The sequence below is a fragment of the Massilia sp. UYP32 genome, assembly GCF_050434365.1.
Taxonomy (GTDB): Bacteria; Pseudomonadota; Gammaproteobacteria; order Burkholderiales; family Burkholderiaceae_D; genus Telluria; species Telluria timonae.
Window position 1 is genome coordinate 98,669 of sequence record NZ_JBNDIK010000009.1, and the last position, 13,217, is coordinate 111,885.

Below are 13,217 nucleotides of genomic sequence, written 5' to 3' on the forward strand. Positions count from 1 at the left end.
CATGCACACCACGAGCCCTCGTTCCCTCGAGCGGCAAGCGCCGGCGCCCTTCGTCGGGCGTTCGCTGCAACGCATCGAAGACGTGTCGCTGCTGACCGGCCGCGGCCAGTTCGGCGACGACGTCGGCGTCAAGCCCGGCACGCTGCACGCGGCGATCGTCCGGGCGCCGCACGCCCACGCCCTCATCAACGGCATCGACAGCACCCGGGCCGAGCAGGCGCCGGGCGTGCGCGCGGTGCTGACCGGGGACGACCTGGCCGACTGGTCGAAACCGTTCGTCGTCGGCGTCAAGGCGTCGATGGAAATGTGGGCGCTGGCGCGCGAACGGGTGCGCTATGCCGGCGAGCCGGTCGCGGTGGTCGTCGCCGACACCCGCTACCTGGCCGAGGATGCGGCCGACCTGCTGGTGGTCGACTATACCCGGCTCGATCCGGTCACCTCAATCGACGCCGCCATCGCGCCGGACGCGCCGGTGCTGCACGATGGCGTCGGCAGCAATGTCGCGAGCGACCGCAGTTTCCGCTATGGCGACCCGGAAGCGGCGTTCGCCCGCGCCGCGCACACGGTCGAACTGAGCGTGCGCTACCCCCGCAACTCGTGCACCCCGATCGAGTGCGCGGTGGTGGTCGCCGACTACCTGTCGCCCGAGGAAGGCTATGACGTCGCCTCGAACTTCATGGGTCCGTTCTCGCTGCACACGGTGATGGCGCTGGCGCTGCGGGTGCCGGGCCACAAGCTGCGCCATCGCACCTTCCGCGATTCGGGCGGCAGCTTCGGCGTCAAGCACGCGGTGTTCCAGTATGCGGTGCTGATGTGCCTGGCGTCGCGCAAGGCCGGGGCGCCGGTGAAATGGGTCGAAGACCGCCTCGAGCACCTGGGCGGCCTGACCTCGGCCACCAGCCGCCAGTCCACCATCCGCGCCGCGGTCGAGGCCGACGGGCGCATCACGGCGCTCGACTACGACCAGTTCGACGACGTCGGCGGCTACCTGCGCGCGCCGGAGCCGGCGACCTTCTACCGCATGCACGGTTGCCTGACCGGCGCCTATGCGATCCCGAACCTGGCGGTGCGCAACCGCGTGGTGCTGACCAACAAGACGCCCGCCGGCCTGGTGCGCGGCTTCGGCGGCCCGCAGGTGTACTTCGCGCTGGAACGCCTGATGCAGCGCATCTCGGTCGAACTGGGCATCGACCCGGTCGACCTGTACCGCCGCAACTTCATCCCGGCCGACGCCTTCCCCTACCAGGCCGCAGCCGGCGCCCTGATCGACTCGGGCAACTACCAGCGGGCGCTGGAGCTGGTCGCCGACGAAGGCGGCTTGGCCGCGCTGTACGCGAAACGCGAACGGGCGCGCGCCGAGGGCAGGCTGTACGGCATCGGCTTCGCCGCCATCATCGAGCCGTCGATCTCGAACATGGGCTACATCACCACCGTGCTGCCGAAGGAAACGCGCGCCAAGGTGGGGCCGAAGAACGGCGCGATCGCCTCGGCCACCGTGGCCATCGATCCGCTGGGCGGCGTCAACGTGACGATCGCCTCGGCGCCGGCCGGCCAGGGCCACCGCACGGTGTGCGCCCAGGTGGTGGCCGACGTGCTGGGCGTGGATCCCGACCAGGTCGCGGTGAACGTCGAATTCGACACCCAGAAGGATGCCTGGTCGGTCGCCGCCGGCAATTATTCGAGCCGCTTCGCCGGCGCGGTGGCCGGCACCGTGCACCTGGCGGCCATGCGCATCCGCGACAAGCTGGCCGCCATCGCCGCGCCGCAGCTGGGCGCCGACGCCGCCGACATCGTGTTCGCCGGCGGCGCCGTGCACGTCAAGGACGACCCGGCGCGCGCCCTGCCCTTCCCGCGCATGGCCGCCAGCCCGCACTGGGCGCCGGCGCTGCTGCCCGAGGGCGTCGGGCTGGGCCTGCGCGAAACCGCGTTCTGGAGCGCGCCGCAGTTGGGCGCGCCCGACGACGACGACCGCGTCAACACCTCGGCCGCGTATGGCTTCGCCTTCGACGTGTGCGGGGTCGAGATCGACCGCCACACCGGCCGCGTCACGATCGACAAATACGTCACCACCCACGACGCCGGCAAGATCCTGAATCCGGCGCTGGCCGACGGCCAGATTCGCGGCGCCTTCGCCCAAGGGCTGGGGGCGGCGCTGATGGAAGAATTCCGCTACGGCGAAGACGGCAGCTTCCAGTCCGGCACCTTCGCCGACTACCTGGTGCCGACCACCTGCGAGGTGCCCGAGCCGCACATCATCCACCTCGAGACGCCGTCGCCGTTCACGCCGCTGGGCGCGAAAGGCCTCGGCGAAGGCAACAATATGAGCACCCCGCCCTGCATCGGCAATGCCGTCGCCGACGCGCTCGGCGTGGCCGATATCGTGCTCCCGCTGACGCCGTCGAAAGTCATGGCGCTGATCGGCGCCGACGAACCGCCGCCATCCGCGGCGGTGCGCCAGGCGATGCCGGCGCCCGCGCCTGCCGCAGGCGGCAAGGGCGGCAAGGCGCTGTCCGCGCGCGGCGAAGTGGTGCTGGCGGCGCCGCCGGAGGCCGTGTTCCGGGTCTTGCTCGACCCGGTCGCGCTGGCCAAGGTCATCCCCGGCTGCAACGCGCTGGAACCGGCCGGCGAACACCGCTACCGCGCCGATGTCAGCGTCGGCGTGGGCATGATCAAGGCGCGCTACGCGGCCGAAGTGGCGCTGTCCGAACTCGACCCGCCGCGCAGCCTGCGCCTGGCCGGCTCCGGCCTGTCGGCGGTCGGCAGCGCCAGCGGCAGCGGCCTGGTGACGCTCGAACCCGCCGACGGCGGCACCCTGCTGCGCTACGACTATTCGGCCGAAGTGTCCGGCAAGGTCGCGGCGGTGGGCAGTCGCATGCTCGAAGGCGCGGCGAAGATCGTCCTCGGCCAGCTGTTCGAACAGCTCGGCCGCGAAGCCGGCGGCCAGGGCGCACTGCCGCAGGCGAGCGCCGATCAAGGGCGCGGCCTGTGGCGGCGCCTGCTGGCCCTGTTTGGAGTAACACGATGAAACCACAAGCATTCGACTACGCACGGCCCGACAGCGCCGACGAAGCGGTGGCGCTGCTGGCCGAGGCCGGCGACGAGGCCCGCATCCTGGCCGGCGGCCAGTCACTGATGGCGGTGCTGAACCTGCGCCTGGCCCAGCCGGGCATGCTGATCGACATCTCGCGGGTCCCCGACCTGAACTATGTGCGCGCCGGCGCCACCCATCTCGCGATCGGCGCCGCGACCACCCAGGGCGCGGTCGAGTGGCGCGCGCAACTGGCCACCGAGGTGCCGCTGCTGGCGCAGGCATTCCCGCACATCTCGCACTTCCAGATCCGCAACCGCGGCACCGTGTGCGGCTCGATCGCGCATGCCGATCCGAGCGCCGAGCTGCCGCTGGCGCTGCTGGCCCTGCAGGGCGAGGTGGCGCTGCGCAGCCGGCGCGGGCGGCGCGTCGTCGCCGCCGCCGATTTCTTCCAGGGCATGCTGATGACGGCGCGCGCCGCCGACGAACTGGTGGAGGAAGCGCGCTACCCGCTCGCGCGTGCCGGCGAACGCTACGCGTTCGAGGAATTTTCTAGCCGCCACGGCGACTTCGCCGTGTGCGCGGTGGCGGCGGTGGTCGGCCCCGACGGCATCCGGCTGGCGGTCGGCGGCGTGTCCGACCGCCCGCGCGTGAAGACCTGGCCGCGGCTGGCCGGCGCCGACCTCGAACACGCCATCAACGACTTCGCCTGGGAACTGGAGGCGAAGGACGACCATCACGCCTCGGCCAAGTTCAGGCGTCAACTGGTGCGCCACCTCGGCGCCACCGCGATCCGGAGAGCATCCACATGAAGACCTACCGCAAGAACGACGTCGTGCGCATCGCGCTGGTGCTCAACGGCCAGCCGCGCAGCGGCACCTGCGAGCCGCGCACCCTGCTGTCGGACTTCCTGCGCCAGGAACTGGGCGCCACCGGCACCCACGTCGGCTGCGAGCACGGCGTCTGCGGGGCCTGCACGGTCACCGTCGACGGCGTCGCCGGTCGTTCGTGCATGACGCTGGCGGTGCAGGCCGAGGGCTGCAGCGTCGACACGGTGGAAGGCCTCGACCGCGCGCGCAAGGCCGCGGGCGAAGACGGGCTATCGGACCTGCAGGAAGCGTTCCGCCGCAATCATGCGCTGCAGTGCGGCTTCTGCACCGCCGGGATCATGATGTCGTGCAGCGACTACCTGCGCCGCAATCCCGATCCGAGCGAGGACGAGGTGCGCGCGATGCTGTCGGGCCACCTGTGCCGCTGCACCGGCTACACGAATATCGTGCGCGCCGTGCTGGAGACCGCCGCCGACCGGCTGGGCAAGCCGCGCGCGCCCGGCGCCCGGCCGGATGAGCCGGGCCACGCCGCCATCGGCGCGGCCGAGCAGGCGCGCCTGGTCGACGCCTGACGCCGACACCCCTATCACAACAACGACAAGGAGAACATCGTGCTCGATCTTGGACGCACATTCCTGCAAAGCGTCGAACGCAGCCCCCACGCGCTGGCGGTCGTCGACGGCGCGCAGCGTCTCACCTACGCCGAATGGCATGACCGGATACAGCGCGTCGCCCACGGCCTGTCGGCGCTCGGCCTGCGGCGCGGCGACCACCTGCTGCTGGTGCTGCAGAACCGCATCGAGATGGCGACGCTGCACTGGGCCTGCCAGTTCCTGGGCGTGATCGCCACGCCGCTCAACTGGCGCGCCAAGCCCGACGAGGTCGAGTACTGCGCCGTCGATTCGGGCGCGAAGGCGGTCGCGTTCGAACCCGTCAGCGCGCCGGCGGTGGCGGACAGCCTGTCGGCCAGCGCACTGCCGCGCATCGCCGTCGGCGGCGCCGAAGGCGGCACGCTGGCCTTCGACGACCTGCTGGCCCAGGCGCCCGCCGCGCCGATCCTGCAGGCCGGCAGCGACGACATATCGCTGATGCTGTACACCTCGGGCACGACCGGCAAGCCCAAGGGCGTGCCGCGCCGTCACCGCGCCGAACGCGCCGCCGCGCTCGGCCATGTGGCGCAGAACATGTACCGGCGCGGCGAGTGCACGCTCGGCGTCATGCCGCTCTATCACACGATGGGCGTGCGTTCGCTGCTGGCGATGGCGCTGGTCGACGGCCGCTTCGTGTGCGTTCCCAAATTCGACTGCGCCGCCGCGTTCCGTTCGATCGAGCAGGAACGCGTCAGCAACCTGTACCTGGTGCCGACGCTGTACCACGACATGCTGGCCTGGCGCGAGAAGCATGGCGCGGACATCTCGTCGGTGACCAAGCTGGGCTTCGCCGGCGCGCCGATGCCGGACGGGCTGCTCAAGCGCCTGACCGAGACCTTCAGGCCCGAGCTGTTCGTCAACCACTACGGCTCGTCCGAGGTGTACACCTTCGCGATCGACCAGGACGCCACCCGCAAGGCCGGCAGCGCCGGGCGCGCCGGCATCAACACGCGCCTGCGCGTGGTGCCGCTCAGCGCCGAGGGACCGGACCGCCTGGCGGCGCCCGGCGAAGAGGGCCAGATCATCTGCGACCTCCAGGGCGACGAATCCTTCGACGGCTATTGGAACCGGCCCGACGCCGACGCCAAGTCGATCCGTGCGGGCTGGTACTTCACCGGCGACACCGGCTACCTCGACGCCGACGGCGACCTGTTCGTCACCGGCCGCATGGACGACATGATCATCAGCGGCGGCGAGAACATCTCGCCGGTCGACATCGAGTCGGTGCTGTCGCTGCATCCATCGGTCGACGAAGTCGCCGTGGCGGGCCTGCGCGACGAGCGCTGGGGCCAGAAGGTGGTGGCCTTCGTCAAGGCGCATGGCGAAGTCAGCGCCGAAGCATTGAACGAGTACTGCCGCAATTCCGACCTGCTCAACTTCAAGCGCCCGCGCGAATACGTGTTCGTGCGCGACATCCCGAAATCACCGGTCGGCAAGATCCTGCGCCGCAAGCTGGTCGCCGGCGAATACGAATCGATGGCGGCGCCGGGCGCCAACGCACATGGAGACACCAAACAATGAACAACGCCGAGCTCCCGAACCACAAGGCGCGCGACCTGCGCCATTGGCTGGCCCACCTCGAAGCGACCGGCCGCCTGGCCGTGATCCGCGAAGGCGTGCCGCTCAAGCACACGCTGGCGGCGATCGCCAAGCGCCTCGACGGCAGGCAGGCTGCCTTCTTCCCGCGTCCCGACGGCCATGACATCCCCGTCGTGTCCGGGTTCGTGGCGCGCCGCGCCTGGATCGCCGAGGCCATGGGTGTCGAACAGGCCGGCCTGCTCGGCGCGTTCCGCCGCGCGGTCGACCATCCGCTGCCGTGGCGCGAGGTCGACGCCGCCGATGCGCCGTGCCAGCAGGTGGTGCACGAGTTCGGTGGCGCGATGGCCGGCGACCTGCATGCGCTGCTGCCGATCCCGACCCACAGCGAACATGACAACGGCCCTTACATCACCGCCGGCCTGGTGATCGCCCGCAATCCCGTCACCGGCGTGCAGAACGTCTCGATCAACCGCATCCAGGTGCACGGCCCCGACCGCATGGCGATCCTGATGCTGCCGCGCCACCTGCTGGCGTTCTACAAGGCGGCCGAGGAACAGGGCCAGGCGCTGGACGTGGCGGTGGTCATCGGCGCCGATCCGCTCACCCTGCTCGCCTCGCAGGCCATCACGCCGATCGATTTCGACGAACTGGAGATCGCCGGCGCCCTGCATGGCGCGCCGCTGCCGGTCGTCAAGTGCCGCACCAGCGAGATCCGCGTGCCGGCCGGCGCCGAGATCGTCGTCGAGGGCAAGCTGCTGCCGAATGTGCGCGAGCCCGAAGGCCCGTTCGGCGAATTCCCGAAATACTACAGCGCGCGCGAGAACCGCGAAGTGATCGCGGTCGACGCGGTGACCCATCGCCGCCAGCCGATCTTCCACACCATCGTGCCGGCCGAGATGGAACACCTGCTGCTCGGCTCCATCCCGCGCGAGGCGACCATGCTGGCGCACCTGCAACGCAGCTTCCCGAACGTGCTGGACGTGCACCTGTCGGTCGGCGGCGTCGGCCGCTACCACCTGTTCGTCAAGTTCCGCAAGCAGCGCGAGGGCGAGCCGCGCAACGTGATCCTCGGCGCCTTCGGCGCCCATTACGACATCAAGCAGGTCACCATCGTCGACGAGGACGTCGACGTGCACGACCCGCAGCAGGTCGAATGGGCGGTGGCCACGCGCTTCCAGGCCGACCGCGACCTGATCGTCATCGCCGGCGCCCAGGGTTCGGCGCTCGATCCCTCGACCACGGTCGGCCAGATGCAGGACGGCGAAGCCGCGCCGCCGCACCTGCAGGGGATCAGCGCCAAGATGGGGCTGGACGCGACCAAGCCGGTGGCCTACCACGGCCACGTCTTCACCAAGGTCAGCATTCCCGGCGAGCGCGAGATCGATCTCGACCGCGAAATCGTGCGCGGCGCCACGATCGACTGGAACGACGCGGCGGTGCGCGCATGAATCGACCGCGACTGATCGTCGCGATCACCGGCGCCAGCGGCGCGGTGTACGGCGTGCGCCTGCTGCAGCATCTGCGCGCGTCCGGCGTCGCCGAGACCCACCTGGTGATGTCGGCATCCGGCGTGATGACCGCGCAGCAGGAGCTCGACCTGCGCCGCGCCGATATCGAGGCGCTGGCCGACGTGGTGCACAACGTGAAGGACATCGGCGCCACCATCGCCAGCGGCTCGTTCCGCTCGGCCGGCATGGTGGTGGCGCCGTGCTCGATGAAGACGCTGGCCGGCATCGCCCACGGCCTGGCCGACAACCTGGTCACGCGCGCCGCCGACGTGGTGCTGAAGGAGCGCCGCAAGCTGGTGCTGGTGGCGCGCGAGACGCCGCTCAATCTCGCGCACCTGCGCAACATGACGGCCGTGACCGAAATGGGCGGCATCGTGTTCCCGCCGGTGCCGGCATTCTATACCCGGCCAGCCTCGCTCGACGAGCTGGTCGACCATACCGTCGGGCGCCTGCTCGACCTGTTCGACCTGCCCCACCAGGGCCTCGTGAAGCGCTGGGAAGGCATGGGCAGGGCCGGCGCCGGAGGCGCCGAACGAACCGACAATTCTTGACCATACAAACCGATCACACCAGGAGAACCGCATGACCCAACTGAACCACCCCGCCCACAGCCTGCTGGCCAATCTCGAAGGCTTCCGGGTCGAGATCGACGCCGCGCGCCAGCGCGCCGACATCGTCCTGTCGAACGGCCCGTTCAACATCATCTCGATGACCCAGCGCGAGCAGCTGCGCCTGGTGTTCGAGTCGCTCGACGCCGACGAGCGCGTGCGCGTGATCGTGCTGCGCGCCGACGGCCAGCACTTCTCGAGCGGCGGCGACATCCGCGGCTTCCTGGAGGCCAGCCCCGAGCATGTGTCGAAGCTGGCCTGGAACGTCGCCGCCCCGACCCGCTGCAGCAAGCCGGTGATCGCCGCCAACCGCGGCTTCTGCTTCGGCGTCGGCTTCGAGATCTCGCTGGCCTGCGACTTCCGCCTGGTCACCGACACCACCTTCTATGCGCTGCCGGAACAGAAGCTGGGCCAGATTCCCGGCTCGGGCGGTTCGGCGCGCCTGCAGAAGATGGTCGGCATCACCCGCACCAAGGACATCGTGATGCGCTCGCGCCGCATCCCCGGCCAGCAGGCCTACGACTGGGGCGTGGCCACCGAGTGCGTGCCGGACGCCGAACTGGAAGCGGCCACCGACCGCCTGGTCGACGAACTGCGCGCATTCTCGCCGATCGCCCAGCGCACCGCCAAGAAGCTGCTGAACGACACCGAGGATTCGCCGCTGTCGATCGCCATCGAGCTGGAAGGCCACTGCTACAGCCGCCTGCGTTCCTCGAACGATTTCCGCGAGGGCGTCGAGGCGTTCCACGCCAAGCGTCCCCCGGTCTTCGACGGCTCCTGAGGGAGAGCGCCGACATGAGCGATCTGCACGCACAGAACTATATCGATGGCGGGTGGCAGGAGGCGGCTTCTGGCGCCACCGGCGCCAGCCACGATCCGTCCAGCGGCGCCGCCATCGGCCGCTTCGCCGCCAGCGCCGGGGAAGACGCCCGGCGCGCCATCGCCAGCGCGCGCCGGGCCTTCGACGAGTCGCACTGGGCCCACGACGCGCGCCGGCGCCAGATGGTGCTGCTGCAGTGGGCCGACCGCCTGGAGCGGTGCACCGGGCTGGCCTCCCTGCTCACCTGGGAAAACGGCAAGGTGCTGCCCCAGGCGCACGGCGAGATGGCGGCGGCGATCTCGGAGATCCGTTACTACGCGGGCCTCGCGCGCCACATTCCCGGCCATTTCATGGAAGTCGAGCCGGGCGCCTATTCGGCGACGCTGCGCGAAGCGGCCGGCGTGGCGGGCCTGATCATCCCGTGGAACGCGCCGGTCGTGCTGCTGATCCGGTCGCTGGCGCCGGCGCTGGCGGCCGGCTGCACGGTCGTGGTCAAGCCCGCGCACCAGAGCGCGCAGATCAGCGCCGCCGTCCTGCGCGAACTGGCCGCCGTCGAGACCCTGCCGCGCGGCGTGCTGAACCTGGTGCTGGAACAGGGCAGCGAGGCCGCCCAGGAACTGACCACGTCGGCCGACGTGGACGTGCTGAGCTTCACCGGCTCGAACCTGACCGGCCAGCGCATCATGGCCGCGGCCGCGCCGACCATGAAAAAGCTGTCGCTGGAACTCGGCGGCAAGTCGAGCTGCCTGGTGTTTCCCGATGCCGACGTCGCCGCGGTCGCGCGGCGCTTGGCCACGGCGGCGACGATCATCTCGGGCCAGCAGTGCACCGCAGCCCGGCGCGTGCTGGTGCATGCGGCCTGCTACGACGCCATGAAGGAAGCGCTCAAGGGCGCGCTGGCGGCGATCGTGGTCGCGCCGGGAACCACCCCGGGCGCCGGCATGGGACCGCTGATCGACGCCGACGCCTACCTGCGCGTGTCGGCCGACGTGGCGCGCGCGCTCGACCTGTGCGACGAGGTCGTACTGCGCGGCGGCCGGCCCGACGGCGCGCCGCCGGGCGGGCATTTCATGACGCCGACGCTGGTGGCGCATGCCGACGCCTCGGCCTTCTTCACGCAGGAAGAGATCTTCGGCCCGTTCGTGGTGCTGGAACGCTTCGAGGACGAACGGCAAGCCGTGGCGCGCGCCAACGACACGGTGTTCGGCCTGTCGGCCAGCGTCTGGACCGCCGACGGCGACCGCGGAATGCGCCTGGCCCGCGCGCTGCGCAACGGCACGGTCTGGATCAACGACCACAACCGCCTGTTCGCGGAAGCCGAAACCGGAGGATACCGGCGCAGCGGCATCGGCCGCCTGCATGGCTACGAGGGACTGGCGGACTTCCTGGAGACCAAGCACATCTTCCGCGACGCGGGCCTGCTCTGATCAGCGCCCCGTAAAAAACTACAACGACTGGAGACACCATGAACCACCTCACCAGAGGCGCGCTCGCGCTCGCCTGCGGCATTGCCACGTCCAGCGCCGCGTCCAGCGCCAGCGCGCAATCCTCGGTCCAGATCTACGGCATCGTCGACAGCGGCGTGGTCCACACCACCAATGCCGACGCCGAGGGCGACTCGATCACCAAGGTGCCGTCGCTGACCGGCTCCTTCCCGTCGCGCATCGGGTTTCGCGGCGCCGAAGACCTGGGCGGCGGCCTGCAGGCGTTCTTCGTGCTGGAAAGCGGCATCGCCATGGACAGCGGCGCGCTCGGCCAGGGCAACCGCCTGTTCGGCCGCGCCGCCCATGTCGGCCTGAAAGGCGACTGGGGCACGCTGACGGTCGGGCGCCAGGTGAACATGACGTATATCGCGACCATCAAGACCGACGTGATGGGGCCGAACCTGTTCGCGATCAGCAGCATCGACGGCTACCTGCCGAACGCGCGCTCGGACAATGCGATCGGCTACATGGGCAACTTTGGCAGCCTCGTGGTGGGCGCCACCTGGAGTGTCGGACGCGACGCCTCCAGCGCCGGCGGGCCGGCCGCCACGAACTGCGCCGGTGAAGTGGCGGGCGACGCGAAGGCCTGCCGCCAGTACACGGCCCTGGTGGGCTGGGAAACCAAGCGATGGGGCGTGATCGGCTCGTACGACAAACTGCATGGCAACGACGGCGCCGCCTTCGGCTTGACCAGCAGCGCGCATACCGATGTGCGCACCACCCTGAACGGTTACCTGATGCTGGGACCGACCCGCCTCGGCGCCGGCGTCATCCACCGCGACACCGAGGCCGCGACCGGCCAGGCGCAGTCGAACCTGTGGTACGTCGGCGCAAGCCACCCCATGGGACCGTTCACGCTCGACGCCCAGTGGGCCAGGCGCGACCTCAAGGATTCGCCGTCCGACGTGACGATGCTGGTGGCGCGGCTGACCTATTCCTTGTCCAAGCGCAGCCACGTCTACGCCGCGGCAGGCCGCATGGACAACGACGGCGCCTCGGCGGTCCCCCTGGATGCGGGCGGCACGGTAGGCGTCGGCATGGCGCAGAACGGCGTCATGATGGGCCTGCGTCACCACTTCTGAGCAAGGCGTCGGCTAGTCCGCGGCTTCGGGCGTCTCGGTGGCGGCGCCCGGGGCGCGCAGGCGCAGGTTCGCCGCCAGCATCGAAATGAACAGTTTCGTGGCCGGACTGAGCGGCCGCCGTGGATTCGACACGCTCACCACGCGCCGCACCAGGCGCGGCGACACGATGCCGTGGGCGCGCAGGCTGCCGTCATACAGTTGCCGGTGCACCGCCACGCGCGGCACGATGGTCGCCATCCGGGTTTGCTCCACCAGCTTGATCGTCGCGACCAGCGAATCGATCTCGAACTTGGGCGCCAGCTCGATGTTCTCGCTCTCGAAAAAGCTGTCGATATTCGCCCGCAGGCCGTGGCCGCGGGTGGGCAGCACCAGGTCGAGCCCGATCCCCGCCATCTGGCGCAGCGTCATGCTGGGCGCGAGGCTGCCTTCGAATCTGTGGCCGACGATCAGCACCATTTCTTCATCGATGATGTGTTCGACGTCGAGCGCCAGCGGACGACGCGGCTTGTTGACGATCGCGGCATCGAGGCGTCCTTCCGCGACCCGGTCCGCCAGCACGCTGGTGTAGCCGTCGCTGACCGACACGTCGACCCCGGGATACTGGCGTGAAAACGCGCCGAGCGTCTCGACCAGCACGCCTTGCGTGATGGAGGCGATCAGGCCGATATTGACGTGCCCGCGGATCTCTCCTTCGCTGCTCAGCATCTGCGCCTCGGCATTCGAGAAGTCGCGCATGATCGGCAGGAACAGGCGGTACATCTGGCGCGCCGCGTCGGTGGGCACCATGCCATGCTTGGTGCGCTCGAACAGCTTCTGGCCGAGATGCTCTTCGAGCCGGCCGATCTGCATGCTCAACGCCGGCTGAACGATGTGAAGACGGTGCGCCGCGCGGGTGACCGTGCCTTCCTCGTACAGGGAAATGAAATAATGAATCTGACGGAAGTCCATGGGCGAAACAGTGCGCGCCGGAGCTGACTGAAAGGAACATCATACCTTAGCAAGAACCGCTGGCCGGAGAGACGCGCACGCTTGACCAGAAAATTGTTAGCAAAGTGCTTACAATTGACTGAACAGACTCATGCTTGCGGAGGCCATATGTTCGAGCTCGATCTTGATTGGTGGGAACTAGTCGCGCGCGGCGCGATCGTCTACTGCGCGCTGCTCCTGATGATGCGCCTGTCCGGCCGGCGCACGGTCGGCCAATTCACGCCCTTCGACCTGCTGGTCGTGATGCTGCTGTCCGAGGCAGTCTCGAACTCGCTGACGGGCGGCGACGATTCGCTGTTCGGCGGCCTGATCATCGCAGCCACGCTGGTGGCCCTGACCGTGCTGTTCGCCTTCCTCACCTCGCGCAGCAAGAAGATCGAACGGCTGATCGAAGGCAGCCCGGTGCTGATCGGACGCGATGGGGTATTCTTCGAGAACGTGATGAAAGGCTGCCGCCTGTCGCAAAGCGATATCGAGGAAGCTTTGCGCGAGGCCGATTGCCCGCGGCCCGAGATGAAATGCGCCTTCCTCGAAGCCGACGGCCGGATCAGCATCATGCGCAATCCCCAGTGAACGGGCGGCGATTTGCCGCGCCGCTCTTGTCTCAACTGCCGAGATTTCTCAGCAGCCTTTGACCACCCGTACGGTGTGGGCGGGCTACTCTTCCTGTGCTAATTTTTT

11 protein-coding genes are annotated in these 13,217 nt (G+C 69.5%); 10 read left to right on the top strand and 1 reads right to left on the bottom strand.

The features are described 5' to 3' along the window. Nucleotide 1 precedes the first annotated feature (1 nt). Genes ABIB42_RS08985 through ABIB42_RS09025 form a run of 9 tightly spaced genes read left to right on the top strand, consistent with a single transcriptional unit; the run spans nucleotide 2 to nucleotide 11,549 of the window. Complete coding sequence (locus ABIB42_RS08985; RefSeq protein WP_312165217.1) at nucleotides 2-3,025, top strand: xanthine dehydrogenase family protein molybdopterin-binding subunit; 3,024 nt, start codon at nucleotides 2-4, stop codon at nucleotides 3,023-3,025. Beyond that, nucleotides 3,022-3,840: an FAD binding domain-containing protein gene (locus ABIB42_RS08990; RefSeq protein WP_005666187.1), complete on the top strand. Its 819-nt coding sequence runs from the start codon at nucleotides 3,022-3,024 to the stop codon at nucleotides 3,838-3,840. Before ABIB42_RS08985 ends, ABIB42_RS08990 begins: the two co-directional genes overlap by 4 nt. Next, on the top strand, nucleotides 3,837-4,430 hold the full coding sequence (locus ABIB42_RS08995; RefSeq protein WP_005666186.1) for a (2Fe-2S)-binding protein: 594 nt from the start codon (nucleotides 3,837-3,839) through the stop codon (nucleotides 4,428-4,430). Before ABIB42_RS08990 ends, ABIB42_RS08995 begins: the two co-directional genes overlap by 4 nt. 39 nt (nucleotides 4,431-4,469) lie before the next feature. Next, nucleotides 4,470-6,029 carry an AMP-binding protein gene (locus tag ABIB42_RS09000; RefSeq protein WP_005666185.1) on the top strand — a complete coding sequence of 520 codons (1,560 nt, stop codon included), beginning with the start codon at nucleotides 4,470-4,472 and terminating at the stop codon, nucleotides 6,027-6,029. Next, the gene (locus ABIB42_RS09005; protein WP_005666184.1) at nucleotides 6,026-7,495 is read left to right on the top strand and encodes a UbiD family decarboxylase; all 1,470 of its coding nucleotides are present in this window, start codon (nucleotides 6,026-6,028) and stop codon (nucleotides 7,493-7,495) included. Before ABIB42_RS09000 ends, ABIB42_RS09005 begins: the two co-directional genes overlap by 4 nt. After that, complete coding sequence (locus ABIB42_RS09010; protein ID WP_005666183.1) at nucleotides 7,492-8,106, top strand: UbiX family flavin prenyltransferase; 615 nt, start codon at nucleotides 7,492-7,494, stop codon at nucleotides 8,104-8,106. The genes ABIB42_RS09005 and ABIB42_RS09010 overlap by 4 nt, the downstream gene beginning before the upstream one ends. 31 nt (nucleotides 8,107-8,137) lie before the next feature. Next, nucleotides 8,138-8,944 carry an enoyl-CoA hydratase/isomerase family protein gene (locus ABIB42_RS09015; protein ID WP_005666182.1) on the top strand — a complete coding sequence of 269 codons (807 nt, stop codon included), beginning with the start codon at nucleotides 8,138-8,140 and terminating at the stop codon, nucleotides 8,942-8,944. Between the two features lie 14 nt (nucleotides 8,945-8,958). Further along, complete coding sequence (locus tag ABIB42_RS09020; RefSeq protein ID WP_005666181.1) at nucleotides 8,959-10,410, top strand: aldehyde dehydrogenase family protein; 1,452 nt, start codon at nucleotides 8,959-8,961, stop codon at nucleotides 10,408-10,410. Between the two features lie 38 nt (nucleotides 10,411-10,448). Then, complete coding sequence (locus ABIB42_RS09025; protein WP_429248238.1) at nucleotides 10,449-11,549, top strand: porin; 1,101 nt, start codon at nucleotides 10,449-10,451, stop codon at nucleotides 11,547-11,549. Nucleotides 11,550-11,561: 12 nt separating this feature from the next. Here the strand turns inward: ABIB42_RS09025 and ABIB42_RS09030 are convergent, their stop codons facing one another. Next, nucleotides 11,562-12,497, bottom strand: a complete 936-nt coding sequence (locus ABIB42_RS09030) for a LysR family transcriptional regulator (protein ID WP_005666179.1) — start codon at nucleotides 12,495-12,497, stop codon at nucleotides 11,562-11,564. 147 nt (nucleotides 12,498-12,644) lie between these two features. Here ABIB42_RS09030 and ABIB42_RS09035 point away from each other — a divergent pair, with 147 nt between their 5' ends. Further along, a complete protein-coding gene (locus ABIB42_RS09035; protein ID WP_005666178.1) occupies nucleotides 12,645-13,109 on the top strand; it encodes a DUF421 domain-containing protein in 465 nt (154 codons plus the stop codon). Nucleotides 13,110-13,217: the final 108 nt, after the last annotated feature.